General features: G+C 62.2%; 18 protein-coding genes. 6 read left to right on the top strand and 12 right to left on the bottom strand.

Features of this window, described 5'->3' with window-relative positions; translation table 11 throughout:
* Nucleotide 1: 1 nt before the first annotated feature.
* The 3 genes from C2L65_RS18980 (at nucleotide 2) to C2L65_RS18970 (ending at nucleotide 3,637) form a co-directional block, all read left to right on the top strand.
* On the top strand, nucleotides 2–1,267 hold the full coding sequence (locus tag C2L65_RS18980; RefSeq protein WP_042304586.1) for a CaiB/BaiF CoA transferase family protein: 1,266 nt from the start codon (nucleotides 2–4) through the stop codon (nucleotides 1,265–1,267).
* Between the two features lie 141 nt (nucleotides 1,268–1,408).
* Complete coding sequence (locus C2L65_RS18975) at nucleotides 1,409–2,773, top strand: MFS transporter (RefSeq protein ID WP_042304587.1); 1,365 nt, start codon at nucleotides 1,409–1,411, stop codon at nucleotides 2,771–2,773.
* Nucleotides 2,774–3,013: 240 nt separating this feature from the next.
* Nucleotides 3,014–3,637, top strand: a complete 624-nt coding sequence (locus C2L65_RS18970) for a TetR-like C-terminal domain-containing protein (RefSeq protein ID WP_233446578.1) — start codon at nucleotides 3,014–3,016, stop codon at nucleotides 3,635–3,637.
* 124 nt (nucleotides 3,638–3,761) lie between these two features.
* Here the strand turns inward: C2L65_RS18970 and C2L65_RS18965 are convergent, their stop codons facing one another.
* The 3 genes from C2L65_RS18965 to C2L65_RS18955 form a co-directional block, all read right to left on the bottom strand.
* Complete coding sequence (locus C2L65_RS18965; RefSeq protein ID WP_042304589.1) at nucleotides 3,762–4,610, bottom strand: SDR family oxidoreductase; 849 nt, start codon at nucleotides 4,608–4,610, stop codon at nucleotides 3,762–3,764.
* Nucleotides 4,611–4,681: 71 nt separating this feature from the next.
* Complete coding sequence (locus tag C2L65_RS18960) at nucleotides 4,682–5,443, bottom strand: SDR family NAD(P)-dependent oxidoreductase (RefSeq protein WP_042304590.1); 762 nt, start codon at nucleotides 5,441–5,443, stop codon at nucleotides 4,682–4,684.
* Nucleotides 5,444–5,470: 27 nt separating this feature from the next.
* Complete coding sequence (locus tag C2L65_RS18955) at nucleotides 5,471–6,211, bottom strand: SDR family oxidoreductase (RefSeq protein ID WP_042304591.1); 741 nt, start codon at nucleotides 6,209–6,211, stop codon at nucleotides 5,471–5,473.
* Between the two features lie 299 nt (nucleotides 6,212–6,510).
* Here C2L65_RS18955 and C2L65_RS18950 point away from each other — a divergent pair, with 299 nt between their 5' ends.
* Together C2L65_RS18950 and C2L65_RS18945 are read left to right on the top strand one after the other, a co-directional pair.
* Nucleotides 6,511–7,419 (top strand): AraC family transcriptional regulator, encoded by a 909-nt coding sequence (locus C2L65_RS18950; RefSeq protein WP_042304592.1) that lies wholly within the window; start codon nucleotides 6,511–6,513, stop codon nucleotides 7,417–7,419.
* Nucleotides 7,420–7,571: 152 nt separating this feature from the next.
* The gene (locus C2L65_RS18945; protein ID WP_042304752.1) at nucleotides 7,572–8,150 is read left to right on the top strand and encodes a TetR/AcrR family transcriptional regulator; all 579 of its coding nucleotides are present in this window, start codon (nucleotides 7,572–7,574) and stop codon (nucleotides 8,148–8,150) included.
* Nucleotides 8,151–8,275: 125 nt separating this feature from the next.
* Here C2L65_RS18945 and C2L65_RS18940 read toward each other — a convergent pair whose 3' ends face one another.
* From C2L65_RS18940 to C2L65_RS18925, 4 genes are read right to left on the bottom strand one after another with little or no spacing between them, the layout of a single operon-like run.
* On the bottom strand, nucleotides 8,276–9,796 hold the full coding sequence (locus C2L65_RS18940; protein WP_042304593.1) for an efflux transporter outer membrane subunit: 1,521 nt from the start codon (nucleotides 9,794–9,796) through the stop codon (nucleotides 8,276–8,278).
* 8 nt (nucleotides 9,797–9,804) lie between these two features.
* Nucleotides 9,805–12,999: an efflux RND transporter permease subunit gene (locus tag C2L65_RS18935; protein ID WP_042304594.1), complete on the bottom strand. Its 3,195-nt coding sequence runs from the start codon at nucleotides 12,997–12,999 to the stop codon at nucleotides 9,805–9,807.
* A 45-nt stretch (nucleotides 13,000–13,044) separates the two neighbouring features.
* Entirely contained in the window at nucleotides 13,045–14,220 is a 1,176-nt protein-coding gene (locus C2L65_RS18930) for an efflux RND transporter periplasmic adaptor subunit (protein WP_042304595.1), read from the bottom strand.
* Nucleotides 14,221–14,250: 30 nt separating this feature from the next.
* The gene (locus tag C2L65_RS18925; protein ID WP_052426769.1) at nucleotides 14,251–15,066 is read right to left on the bottom strand and encodes an alpha/beta hydrolase; all 816 of its coding nucleotides are present in this window, start codon (nucleotides 15,064–15,066) and stop codon (nucleotides 14,251–14,253) included.
* 178 nt (nucleotides 15,067–15,244) lie between these two features.
* On the opposite strand from C2L65_RS18925, the gene C2L65_RS18920 reads away from it, so the two are divergent.
* A complete protein-coding gene (locus C2L65_RS18920; RefSeq protein ID WP_042304596.1) occupies nucleotides 15,245–16,264 on the top strand; it encodes a LysR family transcriptional regulator in 1,020 nt (339 codons plus the stop codon).
* Nucleotides 16,265–16,791: 527 nt separating this feature from the next.
* Here C2L65_RS18920 and C2L65_RS18910 read toward each other — a convergent pair.
* Genes C2L65_RS18910 through C2L65_RS18890 form a run of 5 tightly spaced genes read right to left on the bottom strand, consistent with a single transcriptional unit; the run spans nucleotide 16,792 to nucleotide 22,569 of the window.
* Nucleotides 16,792–18,225 (bottom strand): NAD(P)-binding domain-containing protein, encoded by a 1,434-nt coding sequence (locus C2L65_RS18910; RefSeq protein ID WP_042304597.1) that lies wholly within the window; start codon nucleotides 18,223–18,225, stop codon nucleotides 16,792–16,794.
* 3 nt (nucleotides 18,226–18,228) lie between these two features.
* Nucleotides 18,229–19,080, bottom strand: coding sequence for a transporter substrate-binding domain-containing protein (locus C2L65_RS18905; RefSeq protein WP_081920722.1), 852 nt, complete (start codon nucleotides 19,078–19,080; stop codon nucleotides 18,229–18,231).
* A complete protein-coding gene (locus C2L65_RS18900; protein WP_042304598.1) occupies nucleotides 19,077–20,711 on the bottom strand; it encodes a rhodanese-like domain-containing protein in 1,635 nt (544 codons plus the stop codon). The genes C2L65_RS18905 and C2L65_RS18900 overlap by 4 nt, the downstream gene beginning before the upstream one ends.
* Before the next feature lie 35 nt (nucleotides 20,712–20,746).
* Nucleotides 20,747–21,937 (bottom strand): cystathionine beta-lyase, encoded by a 1,191-nt coding sequence (gene metC / locus C2L65_RS18895; RefSeq protein WP_042304599.1) that lies wholly within the window; start codon nucleotides 21,935–21,937, stop codon nucleotides 20,747–20,749.
* Nucleotides 21,937–22,569: a cysteine dioxygenase family protein gene (locus tag C2L65_RS18890; protein ID WP_042304600.1), complete on the bottom strand. Its 633-nt coding sequence runs from the start codon at nucleotides 22,567–22,569 to the stop codon at nucleotides 21,937–21,939. The genes metC and C2L65_RS18890 overlap by 1 nt, the downstream gene beginning before the upstream one ends.
* Between the last annotated feature and the right edge of the window lie 27 nt (nucleotides 22,570–22,596).

Below are 22,596 nucleotides of genomic sequence, written 5' to 3'. Positions count from 1 at the left end.
CATGGCCGGACCACTCGAAGGACTCAAGGTTGTCGACTTTTCGCGGGTGCTGGCCGGGCCGCTGTGCGCCCGGACGCTAGCCGATCTCGGTGCCGACGTGATCAAGATCGAGCCGCCACGGCCCGATGTGTCGCGTGCTGCGTTCCCGAATCGCGACGGCATGTCGGGCTACTACGCGCAGCAGAATAGCGGCAAGCGCAACGTCAGCATCGATCTGAACGCGCCGCACGCGCGCGAGCTCGTGCTGCGACTGTGCGACGAGGCGGACATCATCGTCGAGAATTTTCGGGCCGGCACGCTCAAGGGCTTTGGACTCGACTATGACACGCTCGCGAGGCGCAATCCAAAGGTCGTCTACGTATCCATCACCGGCTACGGCCAGCGTGGCCCCTGGGCGTCGCGCATGGCCTACGCGCCGACCGTGCAGGCCGAAACGGGCTTCACGCACAACACGCTGCGCCACTTCAACAGCGCGGGCGACGGCCGCAAGTGGACCGATCCGCTGTCCCATGCGGACGTCTACGCGGGCCTGCAGGCGACCATCGCCGTGCTTGCAGCGGTGCGCAAGCGCGAGGTAACGGGACGCGGCCAATACATCGACGTCGCGATGGCCGCCGTGATGCTGTCGATCAACGAACGCGCTCACCTCGATCTCGCGGGTGTCGATACGGGAGCCGAGCCGGGCATCCTCGGCGCCTCCGACGGCCCGCATTTCGTTGGCCCCGGTGGCGAGGAGTTCGTGGCGGCGCAAAGCATCGTCGGCAGCAACACGTTTCCGAATTACTTGCGCGCCATGCGCCGTATGGACCTTGCGCGGGATCCGCGCTTCAGCACCGCTGAGCGCCGCCTGCAGAACTACAACGCACTGCATGCAGTGATCCAGACGTGGATGCTCTCATTCCGCGATCTCAGGACGCTCGATGCGCAACTGGACGAGGCCAAGATCGCGATAGGCCAGATTCGCACGCTAAAAGAACTGGCCGAGACCGATTGGGCGAAGCAGTGGGGAGCGGTACACGAGGTTCCGGACCGTCGCGGCGGCTCGTATCTGATCCACGGCTATCCATGGCGCTTTTCCGATGACGAGCTTGGAATGCGAAGCGCGCCCGCGTTTCGCGGCGAGCACAACGAACAGGTGTTCCGCGAAGCGGGCCTGGCGGATGTCGAAATCCGCAATGCGGTCGACACCGGCATTCTGGTCGGCGGGCCGCCACCGTCCGCGAAGCAGATAGACGCGGCTGTTCTTGCGGAAGCGCAGTCCAGCTAAACGCAACCACATGTCGCGGCGCGTCAACGGCGCTGCAGCCCGTGCGCCTTCTCCCGTCGATGCAGGCGTGCGGGTGGTGACCTCTGATAGCTGCAGTCCACCTTGTACTACCCGCATCAACACAACACATCGGAGGACCGAATGGAAGTGGCGAAGCAAGCCTGTGTAGACGAATCATCGTCAGATGACAACACCCTCCTGCGGAAGGCCTACGCGTCGGCGCAATGGAGGATACTGCCGATACTGTTCGGCTTATGGATGCTGGCGTGGGTCGGCCGCTCGAACGTTGCTTTTGCGAAGTTGCAGATGGTCGTGGATCTGCGATTCAGCGAAACAGTATATGGATTGGGCGCCGGGCTCTTCTTTGTCGGCTACGTGCTGTTCGGCGTGCCCACCACGATATTGCAAAAGAAGTTCGGTGCGCGCGCCGTGCTTGCCGGTATCGCCGGCGCGTGGGGCGTGACTAGTGTCGCGATGACGTTCGTCAATAGCGCGCCGACGTTCTACGCGTTGAGGTTCCTGCTCGGTGTGTTCGAGGCTGGCTTCTACCCGGGCGTCGTGTTGTACTTCAATGCATGGTTCCCGGGCAAAAGGCGCACTCGCAATTTCAGCATGTTCCACTCAGGGTCGCTCTTCTCGACGGTCGCAATCGGATTGACGGGGGGATTCGTGCTTGAGTACATGAATGGACTGGCTGGCTTTCAGGGCTGGCGGTGGATGTTCTTCACTCAGGCTATTCCTACCGTCGTGTTGGCGTGCATCGCGTTCGCGATACTTCCGGATCTGCCCGGCAGCGCAAAGTGGCTTTCGGCGCGACAGCGCAAGCTCGTCGAGGACGATCTCAGGAAGAATGCCGAAACGATGGACGACTCCGGCGCAGACGAGCGTTCCCTGCTACTCAACCCGACTGTCTGGATCCTGAGCGCGGCCTACTTCAGCCTCCTTGCCGCCACGGCGGCACTGTTTTTCTTCTCCCCGACGATACTTCGTGAGGCGGGCTTTGGCGGGTACAAAGAGATTGGCCGGGCGGTTGCGGGTGCCTGCGTTCTGGGCGCACTCGGTAACGTGCTTATCTGCAGCATCGGGGGCGCCCCGCATCGCCGCCGGCTCTTCTGTGCGCTGGCGGCGGTCTTCACTGCGGCAAGCCTCTCGACGCTCGTCTTTGTCTGGCACAGTAGTACCACCGCGACTTTCTTCCTGCTTGTTCTTGGCTTCGCGGGAACGGGGGCTGGTATAACGCTCTTCTGGCAGATGTCTGTCGGCCTGCTCAGCGGCAAGTCGCTGGTGGTCGGCGTGCCGCTCATCAGTTCCATCGCCAACGTCGCCGGTTTCGTTACGCCTTTTCTGATCGGATATGTCCGCGACGCAACGGGAACTTACGCGAGTGGGTTCATCATGATTGCCTGTGTCCAGGCACTTGGCGTCGTCGTTCTTCTGTTCGGCGTGCAGCGGATTGTCAGGAGGCGGTCGCGCGTCGTCGATATATCGGTTCAAAGCACAACGTGACTAGTCGATGCCGACACCCAGCCGCGCACCTGAACCGCTAGAATGCGTGTAGCGACACACGCTCGTTGAACGCGTGATTCGCGATATTGCGTGCCTCTCTGCGCGGAATTTATAATCAATCCCTTGCCTTGCTCCCCGAACAAAGGTCACGTGAGTCCCAAGCCATCTATCGCGAAGAATGCGGATTACCACCACGGCAATCTGCGCAATGCGCTCATCGAAGCTGGGCGCAGTGCGCTCATGGAGGTATCGGCGCAAGACCTGAGCCTTCGTTATCTCGCGCGCATGGTGGGCGTATCGGAAGCCGCGCCCTCGCGGCACTTTGCCGGCATCGACGAATTGCTGGCCACGATCGCGGCAAGCGGTTATCGCGACCTCGCTGCGCTGCGCGTTGCGATCCGTGACAGCGAGGATACGGCGCTTGCCAAAGCGTACCGGATGATGCGGGTGTACATCGAGTTTGCGCAGCACCACAATGGGCTGTTCAGTCTGATGATCGGGCCTCGCATCGCGGCGCATCAAGCGTATCCGGAACTCACCGAGGAAAGTAACCGGTCCTTTGGGTTGTTTTCCGAGACGATCGAGGCGCTGGCTATCGAAAGTGGTTGGGCTCAGTCCGATCTCAAGCTCGTGACCCATGCCGCGTGGAGTATGGAGCATGGTCTCGCCACGCTGATCCTGTCGAACCGCGCACCGCGCGCGGACACCAAAGTGGCGATACCCAAGCTGATCGACTTCGTGGTGACGACACTGCTTAGTGCCATCACGGCGGGCCCGGATCATCTCCAGAGCGTGATAGAGCAATGTGAGCTGGTTCAGAAGCCTGTGGCTACGCGAACAGCGCGAAAGCGGGCTAAAGCGTAGCCGTCGTCGCGGTCGAAAGCACCAGGCCGATCAGGGCCGGCTCGTGTCGCATCATCATGTGAAAGCCCGTCGTCATCACATTAGGCGTGCGGCGCCCATCGCTGGGCGCCGCACGGTTTTGCAGTTACTCGTCAAAGTCCGTTGCTTCGGATGAGCCTTTCCACGCATCAAGGTCGCGTTGGACCGCCGCGGCTTTCTGCGCTGCCAGTTCGTTGGCGATCTTGCCGGCGAACAGGTGCAACGGTGGTTCGGCAACATCCACGGCCTGCATGATCAACATGGCCAGTTTTTCCGGGTCGCCGGCCTGATGACCGTGCAGCGTGCCCAGGTGCAGATCGAGCGACGCCTTGGCTTGCGTGTATTCATCAATCTGGCGCTCGGCCACCGCCAGCGCGCCGCTCGACAAAAACTCCGTACGCACGGGCCCGGGATACACCACCGTCGCCTTGATGCCGAACTCGGCCACCTCGGCCGCCAGCGATTCGGTCAGGCCGGCGAGCGCGAACTTGCTCGCCACGTAGCTGCCCCAGCCAGCGTAACCGCCCTGATAACCGACGATCGACGCAATGTTGACGATATGCCCGCCACGCTGCTTGCGCAGATGCGGGAGCGCGTGTCGCAGTACAGTCAGCGGCGCGAACAGGTTGACTTCGAAGTTTTGTCGAAGCTCCTCATCCGAGAGCGCTTCGACGGTTCCCTGTTGGGCGTATCCGGCGTTATTGACGATCACATCGATCTTGCCGAAGGTCCCGATGGTTTGCGCGATGGCCGAGCGCACGCTCTCGTCATCGGTCAGATCCACTTGCAGCGGAAGAAACTGACCGGAGGCCGGCCCGATTGCTTCTGTCAGCGACGCCACGGTTCGCGAGGTCGCGGCGACGCGATCGCCACGCGCGATGAGTTGCCGCACGAGTCGTTGTCCGACACCTTTCGATGCACCCGTAACGAACCAGATTTTCGCGGAATTGCTCATGATAGTTTCCTTGATAAATATGTACTACGAATTTAAATGAAGTCGACGATTCGAAAAATTCGACCGAATCCTTACTTGAGTGCCACGCTCATGCCGCCATCCGCCATCACAACCGCGCCGACCATATAGCTGGCCTTCTCGGACGCCAGAAAGGCGATCACTTCGGCAATTTCGCGCGGATCGGCTGCACGTTTGATGGGCGCATTCTTGCCGTGTTCGGCAAGGAAGGCACGGCCATCCTCGTGGATGTGGTTCGTGATGTTCGTTACGGCATCGCCGGACCCCACCGCATTGACACGAATGCCATGATCGATCGCCTCGAGCGACATGGCGCGCGTCAACTGGGCGAGCGCACCTTTGGACGCCGCATAGGCCGCGATAAGCGGAAACGCCTGATAGCACGCATAGGAACCCACGTTGACGATGGAACCCTTCTTCGCCGGCATCATCGCGCGCATTGCCTCGCGCGAGAACAGAAACGCACCCGTGGAATTGACCGCCTGAATGCCGTTCCAGTCGTCGAGCGTCATCTCGATGACCGGCTTGTTGATGATGATCGCGGCGTTGTTGACCAGGATGTCGAGCTTGCCGAAGCGTTCCATCGCAGTGGCGACAGCGCGCACCGCGCTTGCCTCATGCGCGACGTCCGCGATGAGCGGGACGATCCCCGGACGCGCCAACGCTTCGACGTTGGCGCCGCGCCCGACAGCAATCACGCTGGCGCCTTGCGCGTGCAGCAGCTCGGTGGTGGCCAGTCCGATGCCGCTTGCTGCGCCGGTGACGATAGCGACCTTGCCGGCGAACGGCTGGTCGGCGGAAGCATGTGAAGTCATGGTGATTTTTCCTGGAGATGAAGACGGTTAGAAAGGGCTCGCCGTCGGACGCACGACGATTTCGCTGACATCGACATCGGCCGGCTGTTCGATCGCATAGGCGATCGATCGCGCGATCGCGTCCGACGTCAGTGCGATGCGGCGGAAGTCGCGCATGGCTGCCCGCGCGGTATCGTCGGAAATCGAGTCGGCCAGCTCGGACTCCACGACGCCTGGGCAGATCACGGTCACGCGCACCTTGTCGGTTTCCTGCCGCAGGCCGTCCGAGATGGCGCGTACGGCGAACTTGGTTGCGCAGTACACGGCCGCCGTCGGCGAGACGGACAGGCCGCCGATCGACGAAATATTGATGATCTGGCCAAACCCCTGGCGCTCCATGGCCGGCAGCACGGCAGCAATGCCGTGCAGCACGCCGCGGATGTTCACATCGATCATGCGATCCCATTCGTCCACTTTTGTCGCGCTCAAGGGCGACAACGGCATCACGCCGGCGTTGTTGACGATCACGTCGATGCGGCCGAAGGTGTCCAGCGCGAACTGGGCGAAAGCGCTCACGCTGGCGGCGGAAGTGACGTCGAGCGCCTGATAGCGAACCGAGCCGCCGCTCGCCTCAACTTCTTCGGCCAGCGCCGCGAGTCGTTCCGTGCGCCGCGCGCCGATCACGAGGTGGTGCCCCTGGGCGGCAAGCAGCCGGACGGCCGCTTCGCCGATACCGCTGCTTGCTCCAGTGATGAGGATGACTTTGGATGGGTTGGATTGCGTCGTCATGTTGCGTTCTCCGTTCCGACAATCTGTGCAGGTTTGTCCGAGAGAGAGGCTGCGAAGTCCGCGCACAGAGCGGCAGGGCAATCGCGGCGGCGTCTCCGGGTCGCTTCGGCCGCACCGTCCAGCCGATGACCCATCTTATGAGCCGGGCACCTGCGCGCGAATACACGCGACAATTGCGGTATTGCCTATTCCTATCGAAGTGAGTGCGGGCAGTCGATCGTATCCAGTAGAATTCCTGCACCCGATCCGGTGAAGGAGGAGTCCTCGTGACGGCTGCCCGCAACGCTGTTTCCGCAAAAATGGTGAGCCTGCTTCAGCGTCTGGCGCCGAACGAGGGGTACACCCAGTCCGCGCTCGAAGGGGTGCGGTTCATGCGGTCCAACCGGCCGCTGGGGCGTACGCCCGTGCTGTACGAGCCCAGCATCGTGATCGTGTGTCAGGGGCGCAAGTTGGGCTTTCTGGGCGAAGAGGTGTACGTGTACGACGCCCAGCACTATCTGATCCTGTCCGTGCCGCTGCCGTTTTCGACTGAAACGGAAGCGAGCGAGGCCGAGCCGATGCTGGCCGTGACGTTGCGTCTCGATCTGATCGAACTGACCGACCTGATTCTGATGATCGATCGTTCCGGACGTCATCAGCAAGGCACACCGCTTGGGATCGTATCGACGCCGCTAGAGGGAGACCTGGCCGAAGCGACCTTGCGCCTGCTTCAGGCCGTAAGCTCGCCGCTGGACGCCGAGGTGCTGGGGCCGGCCATCGTGCGGGAAATCTGTTACCGGGTATTGATCGGGGAACGAGGCGCAGCGATGAGAGCTGCGCTCGCGCATCAGGGCCGTTTCGGCAGAGTGGCGAAAGCGCTGCGGCGAATTCACACCGACTATGCGCAGTCACTCGATGTGAGTAGTCTCGCGGAAGAAGCGGGGATGAGCGTTCCCGCGTTTCATGTCAATTTCAGAACCGTCACCCTGACCTCTCCGATTCAATACATCAAGTCGACACGTCTGCATCAGGCGCGCCTGCTGATGATTCGCGACGGCTTGACGGCCGCCTCCGCGTCGGCGCGGGTCGGTTACGAAAGTCCTTCGCAGTTCAGCCGCGAATTCAAGCGGTTTTTTGGCCGCTCGCCGGCAGATGAGGCGCGAGATATGCGGGCATCGTTCGCGCTATCTCCCGCTGCAACGATCGACGATTTCGCCGCGTCTCATTGAATGATGACTTCGTGCGCTGCTGGTGGAAGACAACGTCTGAGGCGCGAACAGGCTGGGCCTTCAGCGCGCTGGCAATTCGAGAGAGACCGGCAACCCCCAACGCAAACCAATCAGGATTATAATAATCCTCTTGATCCGTGGGAGCCGAAGACGTGGGACATTCGCAAGCTGACAAGATCGCCACCCATCAACGCATCGTCGATGCCGCTGCCAAACGCTTCCGCGAGCAAGGGCTGGACGGCATCAGCATCGCTGACCTGATGAAAGATGCGGGCCTGACCGTAGGGGGTTTTTACCGGCATTTCGCTTCCCGTGACGAACTCATCGCCGAGGCTTTCGAGCATGCGCTGCGCGACGTCGAGCCTTGGGAAGCGGCGATGGTCACGTCACCCCGGCAAGCGATGCGCATGTACCTCTCTGATACGCATCGTGACGAGGTGTCGAATAGTTGTCCCGTTTCAACGCTCGTGAATGATATGAGCCGTAGCACGGACGACGCGCGCGAGGCCTATACGGCCCGAGTCAAACGCATGGCCGAGTTGATCGCAAAAGCCATACCGACTGAAGACAGCGCGGACAAGCGTGCCGAAGCACATCTCATCATGAGCGCGTGTGTCGGCGCGGTTGCACTGTCGCGCGCCGTGACGGACCCCAAGCTATCGAAGCAGATTCTCGATGGCGCGTTGAGCCAGATACTCGAACTACTGTCGCCGAAACGCGCCGCAAAATAACGGAAAGCGGAAGAAGCGGCGAGCATCACCCAAGGTGTGCTCGCCGCTTTTTTCATCCAGACCGCCCGCGCTTCACTGTCGACTGATCGTCCGACAGATTCAGCAAGCGGCTGCCTGACCGGGCGTTACTCCGCCCGTCCGGTATCAGTGGAACCAACGGTAACGTCACCACCCCACCCACCACCCAGCGCGCGAACGAGATTGACGGTCGCCGTCGCCTGAAGACCGGTCAGCTGCACGGCCGTCGTTTGCGACTGAAGCACTGTGCGTTCGGCGTCGATCACATCGAGATAGTTGACGGCGCCTTCCCGGTACTGCGTGCGCGAGATCGTCGCCGCCCGCGTCGACGCCTGCACAGCCTCATCCTGCGTCTGGACCTGCTGTTCGAGAATCCGTAAGTCCGACAGGTTGTCTTCGACCTCCTCGAAGGCCTGTAACACCTGCTGACGATACTTCGCCACGTCTTCGTCGAACACGGCCCGCGCGTTCGCGAGATTCCCTGCGCGACGGCCTCCATCGAAGATCGGCACGGTCAGCGCGGTGCCCGCCAGCGGTCCGAGAATGAACGCCCGGCTGGACCATTTGAACAGGTCTGCCAGCGTCGCGGACTCGAATCCTGCTGCACCCGTGATGTTCAGCGCAGGGAAATACGCCGCTTTCGCCACGCCAACGCGTGCATTTGCCGCCGCCATCGCCCGCTCGGCGGCCGCAATATCGGGCCGCCGCTCGAGCAGCGCGGAAGGCAAGCCTGGCGGAATGCGAATCTGCACGGGCCGCAGCGGGTTCGACGCCATCGAGAACTCGGACGGCGCCTTGCCCAGAAGAACAGCGAGACTGTGTTCAGCCGTCGCCCGTTGTCTCTCTGCCGTCATCGCATCGGAACGTGCCGTTGCCAGTTCGGCTTTGGCGCGGGCGACATCGAGTTCAGCGATGTCACCCGCACCGAACTTCGACTGCACCAGTTTCAGCGCCTGCTCGCGAAGCGACACGTTCTGCGCGTAGACCTGCAGTTCCGCGTCCAGTTCGCGGACCTTGAAGTAGTTCGCGGCTACATCCGCCTGCAACGAAAGCTGAACCGAGCGCAACAGCGCCTCCGATTGCTCGCTCTCTGCGCGACTCGCCCGCACCGCGTCGGAGACGCGTCCGAACAGGTCCACTTCATAACTCGCGGTCGCCTGAGCGCGCCACAAGGTCTGTGCCGGAATATTCCCACCGTCCGGCTGCAACTGCGAAGCGGGCGAGACCTTTTCCCGGGTGGGTCCAAAGCCTGCGTCGATAGTCGGAAACAGGCCGGCGCGGGTGGCCTGCTGGAGCGCGCGCGCTTCCTTGAGCCGCGCCGCTGCCGCAGCGAGGTTCTGGTTGGCAGCGAGCGCCTGTTCTTCGAGATCGTTGAGCGCTGGATCATCGAAGATCACCCACCACTTCCCGCGCGGAATCTGGTCGGACGGTTGCGCGATTTTCCACGTGCCCGCCTGCCCTTCCGCTGCCGCCGTAGCCGTCGTGACGGGCGCTTCCTTGAAAGCCGCGGAGGCCGCGGAAGCAGGCACCTTGTACTCGGGCGCCAGCGAGCAACCCGCCGTCAGAAGGGCCGCGCTCAACAGCGTCAACGAGCTCCAGAGCGCAACCTTCACTCTATTGTTCGACATGATGATCCTCACGCTTCGACGGAAGCATCGACACCGCGAACGTGCGGGTGATGTCCGTGTTTGTCCACGATGTGCTCTTTCCTGTCGAGCTTTCGCAGAACGACATAAAAGACGGGTGTCAGCAGCAAGCCGAACAGCGTGACGCCCAGCATCCCAAAGAACACAGCGATACCGATCGCGTGACGCATCTCCGAACCCGCGCCGCTCGACACGACCAGCGGCACCACACCCATGATGAACGCGAAGGACGTCATCAGGATCGGGCGCAAACGCAGCCGGCTTGCTTCGATCGCAGCCTGCACGATCGAGCGCCCTTCCATTTCCAGTTCCCGGGCGAATTCGACAATCAGAATCGCATTCTTCGCGGACAACCCGACCAGCACCATGAGGCCGATCTGCGTGAAGATGTTGTTGTCGCCGTGAGTCAACCAGACGCCGAGCAGCGCGGACAGCACGCTCATCGGTACTATCATCAGAATGGCGAGTGGCAACGTGAGGCTTTCATACATCGCGGCCAACACCATGTAGACGAGCAGAACGCTGATCGGAAACACCCAGAGCGCCGCATTGCCCGCAAGAATCTGCTGATACGTCAGATCGGTCCACTCGAACTTCATCCCTCGCGGCAAGGTTTTGGCGGCGACTTTTTCGATGGCGGCCTGAGCCTGCCCCGACGAATAGCCCGGTGCGGGACCACCGTTGATATCCGCAGCCGTATAGCCGTTGTAGCGGACCACCGAGTCAGGACCGTAGGTTGGCGTGACTTTCACGAGGGTCGACAGCGGCACCATCTCCCCCTTGTCGTTACGCGTCTTCAGCAATCCGATGTCGTCCATGTGCGCGCGGAATGGCGCATCCGCCTGCACGCGCACCTGATAGACACGGCCGAAACGGTTGAAGTCATTCACATAGAACGAACCGAGATACACCTGCATCGTGGTGAAAATGTCGTTCACGGAGATACCCAATTGCTTGGCCTTCACGCGGTCAACGGCGACATTCACTTGCGGCACGTTGATCTGGTACGTCGAGAACGCCGGGCCGAGTTCAGGTGTCTTCGCTGCCTCTTTCAGAAACGACTGGGTCGCGTTGTTGAGCGCGGTATAGCCCTGGGCCTGCTGGTCTTCGATCTGAAGCTTGAAGCCACCCAGCGTGCCCAGACCGAGAACGGGCGGCGGCGGAAACACCGCGACGAATGCCCCCTTGATGCCGGACAGCCGCTTGTTCAGTTCGGCGGCAATGCTCAGCCCGTTCATCGACTTGCCCTCACGCTCTTCGAAGGGCGTTTCACCAAAGAAGATGACGGCCGAACTCGACGAGTTGGTAAAGCCGTTGATCGACAAGCCGGGAAACTGCACGGCCGATTCGACGCCGGGCGTCTTCAGCGCGATCTCCCCGACTTCGCGCACCACATCTTCCGTGCGGTCGAGCGACGCGCCGTTGGGCAACTGCACGATGGCGACCAGGTACTGCTTGTCCTGAACGGGAACGAATCCACCCGGCACGACCTTGCTCATGAGCACGGTCAGCCCCAGCAACACGGCATAGATCGCGAGAATAACCACCTTGCGGTTGACGACCTTCGATACGCCGCGGCTATACGATTCGGAGCCGCGATGAAAGACCTTGTTGAACGCGTTGAAGAACGGACCGAACACCCGATCCATTGCACGCGTGAGCCAATCCTTCGGGTCGTGATGTCCTTTGAGCAACAGCGCGGCAAGAGCGGGCGAAAGCGTCAGCGAGTTGAACGCGGAAATGACCGTCGAAATGGCAATGGTCATCGCGAACTGCTTGTAGAACTGGCCCGTCAAGCCGTTCATGAAGGCGAGCGGCACGAACACGGCAATCAGCGTCAGGGCAATGGCGATAATCGGCCCGCTGACCTCCTGCATCGCCTGATGGGTCGCCTCCTTCGGAGTCAGGCCTGTAGAGATGTTGCGTTCGACGTTCTCGACCACCACGATCGCGTCGTCGACCACGATGCCGATTGCCAGTACCATGCCGAACAGCGACAGCGCATTGATCGAGAAACCGAACGCAAGCAACAGCGAGAACGTGCCGACAATCGAGACGGGTACGGCGAGCAGCGGGATGATCGACGCGCGCCACGTTTGCAGGAACACGATGACCACCAGCACGACCAGCGCGATGGCTTCCAGCAAGGTGTGAATCACGGCATGAATACTCGAACGCACGAACTGCGTCGGGTCATAGACGATGTCGTACTTCACGCCTTCCGGCATGTCGGCCTGGAGTTGCTTCATCGCCTCGCGAACGTGTTCCGAAATGTCCAGCGAGTTCGCTCCCGGCAACTCGAAAATCGCCATCGCAACCGCTGATTTGTTATTCAGCAGCGAACGGCGTGCGTATTCGGATGCCCCCATTTCAACGCGCGCGACGTCCTTGAGCCGCGTCACCGCGCCATCGGGCGATGTCTTCAGGACGATGTCACGGAATTCGTCTTCGGTTTCGAGTCTGCCCTGTGCATTCACGTTGAGTTGCAGCGGCGCATCGGGAGTCGACGGAGACGCACCCACCTGGCCGGCCGCCACCTGAAGGTTCTGGTCGCGGATTGCCGTTACGACATCGTTGGCCGTCATGTTGTGCTCGGCCACCTTCTGCGGATCGAGCCACACGCGCATCGAATAGTCGCCGGAGCCCCACAGCGTGACCTGGCCAACACCGGGAATACGCTCGAGCCGGTCGCGAACGTTGATCAGTGCATAGTTGCGCAGATACGTGCTGTTGTATTTCTCGCTCGGGGAAACAAGGTGGACAACCATCGTGAGCGTCGGCGACGACTTGATCGTCGTGACGCCGAGGCGTTGCACGTCCTCGGGCAAGCGCGGCAGCGCCTGGTTCACACGCGTCTCCACCTGCTGCTGCGCGAGGTCGGGATTCGTGCCGAGCTTGAACGTGATCGTCGTTGTGAGCGTGCCGTCGCTATTCGCTTGCGACTGCATGTACAGCATGTTTTCAACACCGTTGATCTGTTCTTCGAGCGGCGAAGCCACCGTTTCGGCAATCACCTTCGGATTGGCGCCGGGGTATTGCGCCGTCACCACGACGGACGGAGGGACCACGCCGGGATATTCGGAGATGGGCAGATTGACCATCGAGATCAGCCCCGCCAGCAGGATCATTGCTGACAGGACAGCCGCAAATATCGGGCGTTCGATAAAAAACTTGGAGAGGTTCATGACATTCTCTGGCTAGGCGTGAAGGGCAAGGCGCGATGCGCGCACTCAGGACGCCCTTGTCGTAGAGGCGGTGCCGCCCGACATCTGCACCGGGTTGGGCTTGACGGGATCGCCCGGACGAACGCGCTGAATGCCGTTCACGACGACGCGGTCTCCCGGCTGCAGACCACCCGTGATGACACGCAAACCCTGATGCTGGTCGCCCAGCTTCACTTCGCGGTATCGGACCTTGTTCTCCGTATCCACCAGCAGCACGAACTTCTTGTCCTGATCGGTCTGAATGGCTGCGTCGTTGACCAGCACGGCCTGATGCGGCACACCGCCGCCCACGCGAGCCCGGACGTAAAGACCCGGGACCAGCACGCCGTCCTCATTGTCGAAACGCGCGCGCACGCGAATCGTCCCGGAACTGGTGTCGAGCCGGTTGTCCACGGAATCGATCACGCCCTGACGCGAATAGCCCGTCTCGTTGGCGAGTCCGACGGAGACGGGTACCGTCACTTTTGAGTCGCGACTGAGAAAGCGCAGGTACGTCTGCTCGTCGACGTCGAACGATGCATAGATGGGCGACGTCGACACCAGCGTTGTCAGCACAGGCGCAGTGGCTCCCGGCGAAACGATGTTGCCAACCGTCAGTTCCGCGCGGGATACGCGTCCCGACACGGGCGCCGTGATGGCGGTGTAGCCCAGATTGATCTGCGCCGCTTCAAGCGCGGCTTTCGCCGCCTTCACGGCTGCCACTGCTTCGCGATTGGCGTTCTGCGCCTGGTCGTAGTCGCGTTTGGCGATGGCGTTGTCCGTCAGCAGCCTTTGCGCGCGAGCCCAGTCCGCCGTCGCATAACCGTTGCGGGACTCCGCCGAAGCCAGTTGCGCGGCTGCCCGGTCGACCTCCGCCTGATACGGACGCGGGTCGATCGTGACGAGCAGGTCGCCCTTTCTGACCATCGCTCCGTCGTGGAAGTGGACGGCGACGATCGTTCCGGAGACGAGCGGCCGGATCTCCACGTTGTTGATGGCCTCGATACGGCCCGAGTAGGCCTGATAGTCGGTGATGGTCTGCGAGACCACGGGCGCGACATCCACGTCCGCAGCCGGCGGCGCTGCAGCAGCAGCAGCCTCGCTCAGGGGCGCGCTGCCGCGCACGTGATAGGTCGCGGCAGTACCCGCGACAACGACCAGGAAGACCGCGCTGGCGGCAACCAGCCTACGCTTTGACGGCATTTTTAAACTCCCATTTACTGGTTACATGAATCAGGAACGCTTCGGCGCGGAGCCAAGTTCTTTGCTGAAGAAGGCGGCCACGTCAGCGGTGACGTCCTGTCGTGACGCCAGTTCGTAGTGCGCGACGCCGCGGTAGCGTGTGACAGTCGTGGGCACGCCCGCTGCAATCAGCCCGGCTGCGTACCGCTCTGCCTCCACGTGCATCAGGTCGTTTTCCGCGCTTGCGATGAATGCGGCAGGCAGCCCCGCCAGACGTAGGGACTCGATCGGCGCGGCATAGGGATGAAGCCTCAGCGACGCCAACGGCAGATAGGCCCGATAGCCCGAAGCGCACTCCTCGGCGCACATATCTAGCGTTACCTCATCATCCAGATCAGGGAAGCGCGTCATACTTGGATCGAGCAGCGGCGCAAGCAGCGCCTGGGCGCGAAAACGAAAAGAAGCCCGGTCACGGACCATCGCCGCGAGACCTGTCGCCAGATTGCCGCCTGCGTCGTGCCCGGCAACAGCCATTCGCTTCGCGTCAGCATGAAGCGCGCGCGCATGGGTGACGACCCACTGCGCAGCGAGGAATCCGTCATGGAGCGCGGTAGGGAACGGAAATGCCGGCGCCAGCGAGTAACCCACCGAGACCACCAGCGCATGCACCTGAAGCGCGATCTGCGAGCACATTGGATCCGACTGCTCGGGCGTTCCTTTAACGAATCCGCCGCCGTGAAAGAAAAATATGACAGGCAACACGTCGCGCCTGCCTGGAGGACGATAGGTACGCAAGCGGATGGCCTGTGCGTGGCCGTCCAGATCCACGTTCTGAATTTCGATCGCCTGTTCGACATTGATTGACATAGCCTGCAGGCCTGCGCCTTCCCGGATGTTTCGATGCGAGCAATTCTGTCCGAAGACGAAAAACAGATAAATGGTTATAATCCAGAACACTATTCACGGCAGCCGAAGAATCACCGGTCTCTCCCGCCCTGCCGCGTCCGAAAGCGAGTTGCAGCTGATTTGTGTGAGGTAAGGGAATATGGACAAGCTCCTGGCGATGAAGGTCTTCACCAAGGTCGTCGAGATGAACAGCTTCGCTCGCGCGGCGGACGCTCTGGACATTCCGCGTGCGTCGGCCACCACCATCATCAAGAATCTGGAAGCGAATCTGCACACGCGCCTGATGCAGCGAACCACGCGCCGCCTGAATCTGACGCCCGAAGGCGCGGGATATTACGAACGCTGCGTGCGGGTGCTGGCCGACATCGACGAGATCGAGGACAGCCTCGCCAATGTCGTCAAAGGCCCTCGGGGCAAACTCCGAGTGGACATGCCCGGTTCGCTGGGGCGCCTGATCGTGATGCCGCGCCTCGAGGAATTTCGCGAGCGGCACCCGCACGTCGAACTCATGCTGGGATTCGGAGACAGGCAAGTGGACCTGATTCAGGAAGGGGTCGACTGCGCGCTCCGGGTTGGCAATCTGGACGATTCCACGCTGGTCGCACGGCGGCTCGGCGCCCTGTCGACGATCACTGCCGCCAGTCCCGCCTACCTTGCTCGCTACGGCGAACCTCGCTCACTCGAAGAACTCGAGCAACACGTCGCAGTACACTATTTTTCGAGCCGTACCGGTCGAACCCTGGGCTTGAACTTCGACGTGAATGGCGAAAGCAGGGACATGAAAATGAATGGCGGCCTGGCCGTCAACGATGCGGACGCTTATGTCATGTGCGGCGTCAACGGTGCCGGCATCATTCAGGCGCCGTTGTTCATGCTTGCATCGCATATCGAAGCGGGCGATCTCAAGGAAATACTCGCGCCGTGGAAAGTCCGCTCCATGCCGCTGTCTGCCGTCTATCCTCACAACCGGCATCTCGCGCCAAAGGTCCGCGTATTTGTCGAATGGGTGGCGGAAATTTGCGCACAGTCGCCGCTTGCATTCGCGCGTAACCGTCCGCCGATTGGCAGGACCCTTGACGACCGTGTGGTCGCAACCCAATCACCGCTCCCCGCTGACGAGGTCTATTCCGATGAGATGGACATGGCAGTCAGCACCTGATCGCCGGAATCGATGAAATCAATCGCGACGATTTTTCACTTCATCCGAACACTGATGTCGGCACGTGCATCTTTATCGCTCGCGTGTCGCTTCATACACTTGCGCTCACGCTGTGGGCAATCGTGTCCGTCTATCACCAACGTCACTACCCAACGATGAAATCGACCGTTCAAGCATTCGCCATTGCGGCGATCTTCGCCACTCCGCTGTCTAGCTACGCGCAGGCGAGTCAACCGGTGACTCAATCGCCGGTAAGCACGGCGCCCGTAGCCACCGATCAGGGCAGCCCCTCGCCACAGAGCCTTCGCACACCGGGTCATTCAGCCGCCACGGACGAAGCGGGCTTTGGTGGCGACACGAAAGGTACGTCGCAAACGGGTGGGAGTGGCGATACGACGGTTAGCGCTTATTCGCCGCCCATTCGTATCGCGCGTTAAGCAGAGCAGGCGCCCGTTCGCGAGCCGCGCCAAAGCAAAAAGAGGCGTCTCTGCGAAGCCCCTTCTCGTTGCCGTGCGACACCCCCAGCGTCATGCGCTCGACGTTTCCCTGCCCCACAAACTTGCCGCATACAGAGACTCGTCGAACTCGGGAGGTACGTCAGCGGCGAGCCGTTGCGCGTGCGAATCGATATCGCCGAGAAACAGGTCACGGCTGATGCGGCGAACCACGGCGGGAATATCGCGCTTCATGCTCGGCACATCGCCGACTGGCACGCCCGCGCTGACGAATCCCGCAGGGTTGTACACATGAATGTCCTTCAGATACGGCGCATCGCCCGGGACCTTCTCCTTGTATTCGAGCGCGTGGCCGAGATACGGATGCGCGCCGAGCCCGTCGTCCGCCTCGTTGCTGGACGGTATGAACTGGTCGCGCCACAACAGGATGTGCGACGCGAAGCTGGCCAGCTCGGGACGCGCGGCAGGATCGATGAAATAGCCGGTTCCCGCAATGGCGAAGTCGAAGCGAAACGTCTCGCCGGACACGGCAGCCGCAATCTGCCCCGCCGCTTCACGCGCGGTTTCCCACTGCGCGCCGAGATGCAGATGGAAGTTCTCGAAGCGCGTCACGCGTTCGATCGAATCCGGCGGCGCCGTCGAACCCGAGCGTTTGAAGCGCAGCGCCTGCGCCCAACGCAACGCATCGGGCAGATCGAAGTAGTTGTCGTATGCGCCCGGATAGGCGCGCGCACGTGATACCGGCGTGGCCGCCAACGTCGTACGGCGCGCGAACAGATGCACGTCCGCTGCGCCCGCTTCGAGCGCAGTCGCGGCGGCATCGAACGCAGAGGCCGCGCTGCCCAGCACGGCAACCGACTTGCCGCGCAACGCCGCGAAATCGATGGCGTCGGACGTATGCGCGACAAGCTGCGCCGGCAAGCTCTTGAGCACCCCCGGCACGAACGCGCCGCCATTGCCCGCGACGCCATTGCACAGCAGCACCTTGCGCGCCGTTTCGACACGCGCGACGCCGTCCACTTCGAGATGGAGCGCGAAATGCGTGCCCTTCGGTTCGATCCGCACGAGACGCGTGCCGTAGCGAACCGGAATCTCAAGAAACTCGCGATACCACGCGAGGTATTCGGCCCAGCGCTCTCGCGGAATGCGGTCGATGTCCTGATACGACGCCACGCCGAAACGCGCTTCGTACCACGCGCGAAAACTCAAACCCGGCAAGCCGCCTTCAGGGCCGACAAGCGTTTTCGGCGTACGCAGCTTGTTCATGCGCGCACGGTTGAGCCATACGCCCGCCTTCGCTGCATCCGCCGCCGCATCGATCACGCTGACGCGGCCAATGCCCGCGCGCCGCAGCGCAAACGCGAACGCACAGCCCGTCTGCCCCGCGCCGACGATAAACACGTTGTGATCGACGCCTGGCCGGTCCGGCACCCAGTTGTCGGGCGCGGGTCCGAGCAGATCGAGCGTACGGCGTGCATCGCGGTCCAGATCGGCAGTCTGTGTCATGGGTCAGTTTTCCTTGTTGGCGGCGTATTGCCGGTGCCATTCCTGCAACCGTTGCGACGGCGGCATATGCCACTTGTTGCCTTCGTCGATCAGAAAGCCGCTGCGATGCCAGTCCTTCACGATCTTGTCGAAGGCGGCAACGGTATCGGTCTGTCCTTTGCGCACCCAGATCACGGAAGGCGACGGAATCAGCTGCGTCGGCATCGGTGATTCATAGTCCTTCCATTCACCCGATGGGTTCGCAAGACGCGCCTCGATGCCTGGCGTCACGTGAACCGATGCGACGCACGTTCCGCCGCGCAGCGCGAGCAGCGCTTCGGGCATGCCCTTGAATGCCTTGACCTGCGCACCGTATTGCTCGATCAGCGGCTTCGTGTAGTTGCTGCCTTGCGAGACGCAGACGGGTTTGTCGCGCAGATCCTTCCAGTCGTGGATGCCCGCGTCCTTATGCACCATCGCGCTGCCGCCAATCTCTTCGAAAGGGGTCGGCACGTAGCTGAGTATTTCGTCGCGCTCCTTCGTGTACTGCATGCTGGCGATCAGCGCATCCACCTTGCCTTGCTGCAGGAACTGCACGCGGTTCGGCGGCGTCACTTCAATCGCTTCGAACTTCACGCCGAGATGGCTCGCGAGACTTTCGCCCAGCTCGACGTTGTAGCCGATGGGCTTGCGCGTCGCGGGATCGAGCGTGCCGTAGGTGCCGTCGAGCACGACGCCGACGATCAGCGTGCCGCGCGCCTTGATGCGCTCCAGCGTGGCGTCCGCATGCGCGGTGCCTGGCGATGCGACGCATGCGACGACGGCGGACAAACACGTGGTTGCGCGCAACACACGCTTCGAAAGACGGTCGATCATGAACGAGTCAGTTCGCGATGAAGATCCGCACCCGACGATGACGCATCGATGCGGAAGTGTTGGAGTTCGTCCGGCGCGCACTGCGCGATGAGGCCGGTTTCCCATGCCAGATAGGCGCGCGCGGCATCGAGATTGCCTTCGTGCCGGTCGTGGACGAAGAACAGATAGTCGATGCGTTCGCTGTCCGGCGGCGACGCCTGCGAGGCTTCGAGTGGATAGCCTGCCTGTTTGAAGGTGTCGAGGCCTGCCTCCGCGATCGATACGCTTGTGAAACCGGCTTCGCGCAGATCGAGCGCCGCGAGCGCGGCCAGTTCATTCGAATCCGCGAATAGCACGATGCGATCGGATCGCGCCGCACTCTCCAGCGTGTCGGGCAACCTCGGACGAATCGACCAGCGCGCGCCTTCTGGATGGCCGCCGCGATGCGCCGCGCTGGAGCGCAGATCGATCAGATGCAAGCCGCGGGTGCCTCGCAGCGTGCGCAGTTCGTTCGCATCGATCAGGCCTTCTGCTATGCCTTGTGTTTCAACAACGGCGCGATGCAATGCATTCGCCTCTTGCGCTGGAACGAGCGCCGTTTCGATGCCGAGTTGCACAAGCCATGTGGCGATGACAGGCGCGCGCACGCCGTCGTGATCGACCAGCAGCACACGCGCATTGCGCACGCCGATCGTCTGATCGGTCGCCTGAAGGAGCTGGCCGCCCGGCGCGTGTACGGCAGCTCGCACGCCGTCACGCGCGAACTCGTCGGCGCTGCGTATATCGAGAAGATAGGTTGTGCGATCCGTCGCATCGAGCCATGCCTGCGCGCGCTTTGCGTCGAGCGTTTTCAGCGAGAAGCGCTCCGCCAGTCTGGAAGCACGATCACGCGCGGCGGCCAATGCGCGTTCATCGACCGTATCGGGATAACGTCGCACGCTGCCATGCTCGAGCGTGAGGCCCGCAAGCGCCCAGCCTTGCGTGCCGTTTTCCAGCGCGACAACGCGATTCGGCAAACCGAAGCTGCGCAGCAACTGCGCACCGATAATGCTGCGCGTCCGACCCGCGCAATGAATGACGACGGGGATATCGGGATCGCCCGCAAGTGCGCCGATACGGTACGCCAGTTCACCGTTTGGACAACTCACCGCGCCCGGTATCGTCATCTTCCTGTGTTCTTCGACCGTGCGGCCGTCGAGCAGCACGAGCGGCTTGCCTTCGGCCTGCAAACGCGCGAGTTCCGCCGCCGAAACACGCGGCGTCTCGTACGCATGCTCGACCAGCTCGCCAAAGGTTTTCGACGGCAGATTCACGCCTTTGAAAAGCGTGTAACCCGCGGCGGACCATCCGGGGGCGCCACCTTGCAACACAAAAACCCGCGTATAGCCCAACGCATGCAGTCGCCGCGCTGCGCGCCGCGCAATCGCTTCGTCGTTCACGCCATCGTCGAGCAAAACGACGCGTACATTGCGGCGCGGCGCGAGCCGGCTGACGTCGAGTTCCAGCCTGCTATACGGCAGCGGAATCGCGAAGAACGGATGACCTTCGCCGAACTCGCCGGCTTCGCGCACATCGAAAAGCGCGAGCTCATCGCCGTCGTTCAGCCATTCGCGCACGGTGGTCGCAGGTATCAGCGAAAAACTGTCTGTCATTCGGAGTAGAGGCAATGAAGTGAGAGTGAGCGCGTCTATTGCACGACGCGGCGAAACGCCTGCTTCAGATCATCAATCAGATCCGCAGGATCTTCGAGGCCGACATGCAGGCGCACGACGGGCTCGCTGCCACGCCAGTAGCTGTGTTCACGCACACGCGACGGTGGTGCGATCAATGCAAGGCTTTCGTAGCCGCCCCACGACGCGCCAATGCCGAACAAACGCAGCGCATCGATGAACGCACGCGCCTTGTCGTGATCCGCGTGGTGCAACGCAAACGAAACCAGCCCATTGGCACCCGCAAAATCGCGACGCCAGAGTGCGTGACCGCGATCGTCAGGCAACGCGGGATGAAACACGCGCGTAACCGCATGGCGCTCCGTCTGCAAATACTGCGCGACTTCGAGCGCATTGCGGCCATGCTGCGCGAGGCGCACCGCGAGCGTGCGGATGCCGCGCAGCGCGAGATAGGCATCGTCCGCGCCGACGCTCAGGCCGAGTGCGTCGTGTGTATCGCGCAGCTTACGGGCGAGCGCCGCATTGGCCGTCGATACCGTGCCCTGCATCAGATCAGAATGCCCGCCGAGGTATTTCGTCGTGGCCTGCACCGAGATATCCGCGCCGAGCGCAAGCGGCCGATACAGCAGCCCCGCGCCCCACGTATTGTCAGCCGCGAGCAGGATGCCGCGCTCGCGCGCAAACGCGGCAAGCGCGGGCAGATCGACCACTTCATAAAAGAACGACGATGGCGACTCCGCGTAGATCAGCCGCGTGTTCGGTCTGACGTGCGCTGCGGGCACGCCTTCGCTCGCGCTGAAATAGCTGAACGACACGCCGAGCCGTGTAAGCAGCGGCTCGGCGCGCTCGCGCACTGGTCCATAGACACTGTCCTGCACCACTACATGATCGCCCGGCGACAACAGCGCGATAAACACCAGCGTAATCGCCGACAAACCGGAAGGCGCGAGCAGCACTTCACTTGCGCCTTCCAGTTCGCCTATTGCGGCTTCGAGCGCGCGATGCGTCGCCATGCCGTGCCGTCCATACGTGCCGACAGATTCGCCCGCTTCGCGCCGATGCTGCAGCTCGACGCGAGCCGCGTCGCTCTCGAAACGCACCGTACTCGTGCGCACGACGGGCACGTTGACGGGCGCCGCGCCGCCTTCGAACGCTGGCGCGCCGGCGCGCAGAACGCGGGTCAGCAAATGGTCGTCCGTTGCCGCCATCAGCCGACCGCCTGCGTCGCGCGTTGCATGTGCGTCGCGTTGTAACGCACGACGGCGCCCGTGCCGGGTTCGAAACCGAGCCGGCCCGTCAACGTGTCGAGCGGACGGCCATATAGATGGAAATGCAGCGTCGGTTCCGCACCGCCGACGTGAATGCTGTGGATATCGTCCGGCAGAAACGCGATCGGAACGCCGGGCCGCACGACCACTTCATGCGACAGTTCGAGTTGCGCGCGCTCAGGGTCGCGGCCATCGTCCGTGCGCCGGTAGATACGGTTTAGCTCCGCGCCATCGATGGCGGCGATCACGGCCCACGTGTCGTGGTTGTGCGGAATCGTTGTCTTGCCCGGCAGCAGTGAATTCAGATACAGCGCAAAGCCGTCTTCGCCGGGATTGAGCCGGTAGCGCGTCGACGTGTCACCGCTGTCGCGCTGCGGCGGCGGGAAATCGGTGGCATCGAACAGCGTGCGCTGCGTCGCGAGTTCCAGCAGCCGCGTGCTAATCGCGGCGAGCGCATCGCGCGTGACGCCCTTCTCTTCAATGATCTTGCGCGCATCGGCAAGCAGTGTCTGCACCGCTTCGCGGCGTTGCGAGGCGACGGCACCGATCGTTTCGTTCGTGATTGTGCTCATGGTCGTGAGGATGATTGATCGTTAAAA

The organism is Paraburkholderia terrae, from assembly GCF_002902925.1.
GTDB classification, from domain to species: Bacteria; Pseudomonadota; Gammaproteobacteria; order Burkholderiales; family Burkholderiaceae; genus Paraburkholderia; species Paraburkholderia terrae.
Note: the sequence above shows the minus strand (reverse complement) of the source record. Positions and strands in the feature narration are given on the sequence as shown.

Coding starts and splice junctions, on each gene's coding strand:
- C2L65_RS18980 (WP_042304586.1), top strand. CDS start 2: ATGGCCGGACCACTCGAAGGACTCAAGGTTGTCGACTTTTCGCGGGTG.
- C2L65_RS18975 (WP_042304587.1), top strand. CDS start 1,409: ATGGAAGTGGCGAAGCAAGCCTGTGTAGACGAATCATCGTCAGATGAC.
- C2L65_RS18970 (WP_233446578.1), top strand. CDS start 3,014: ATGGAGGTATCGGCGCAAGACCTGAGCCTTCGTTATCTCGCGCGCATG.
- C2L65_RS18965 (WP_042304589.1), bottom strand. CDS start 4,610: ATGAGCAATTCCGCGAAAATCTGGTTCGTTACGGGTGCATCGAAAGGT.
- C2L65_RS18960 (WP_042304590.1), bottom strand. CDS start 5,443: ATGACTTCACATGCTTCCGCCGACCAGCCGTTCGCCGGCAAGGTCGCT.
- C2L65_RS18955 (WP_042304591.1), bottom strand. CDS start 6,211: ATGACGACGCAATCCAACCCATCCAAAGTCATCCTCATCACTGGAGCA.
- C2L65_RS18950 (WP_042304592.1), top strand. CDS start 6,511: ATGGTGAGCCTGCTTCAGCGTCTGGCGCCGAACGAGGGGTACACCCAG.
- C2L65_RS18940 (WP_042304593.1), bottom strand. CDS start 9,796: ATGTCGAACAATAGAGTGAAGGTTGCGCTCTGGAGCTCGTTGACGCTG.
- C2L65_RS18935 (WP_042304594.1), bottom strand. CDS start 12,999: ATGAACCTCTCCAAGTTTTTTATCGAACGCCCGATATTTGCGGCTGTC.
- C2L65_RS18930 (WP_042304595.1), bottom strand. CDS start 14,220: ATGCCGTCAAAGCGTAGGCTGGTTGCCGCCAGCGCGGTCTTCCTGGTC.
- C2L65_RS18925 (WP_052426769.1), bottom strand. CDS start 15,066: ATGTCAATCAATGTCGAACAGGCGATCGAAATTCAGAACGTGGATCTG.
- C2L65_RS18920 (WP_042304596.1), top strand. CDS start 15,245: ATGGACAAGCTCCTGGCGATGAAGGTCTTCACCAAGGTCGTCGAGATG.
- C2L65_RS18910 (WP_042304597.1), bottom strand. CDS start 18,225: ATGACACAGACTGCCGATCTGGACCGCGATGCACGCCGTACGCTCGAT.
- C2L65_RS18905 (WP_081920722.1), bottom strand. CDS start 19,080: ATGATCGACCGTCTTTCGAAGCGTGTGTTGCGCGCAACCACGTGTTTG.
- C2L65_RS18900 (WP_042304598.1), bottom strand. CDS start 20,711: ATGACAGACAGTTTTTCGCTGATACCTGCGACCACCGTGCGCGAATGG.
- metC (WP_042304599.1), bottom strand. CDS start 21,937: ATGGCGGCAACGGACGACCATTTGCTGACCCGCGTTCTGCGCGCCGGC.
- C2L65_RS18890 (WP_042304600.1), bottom strand. CDS start 22,569: ATGAGCACAATCACGAACGAAACGATCGGTGCCGTCGCCTCGCAACGC.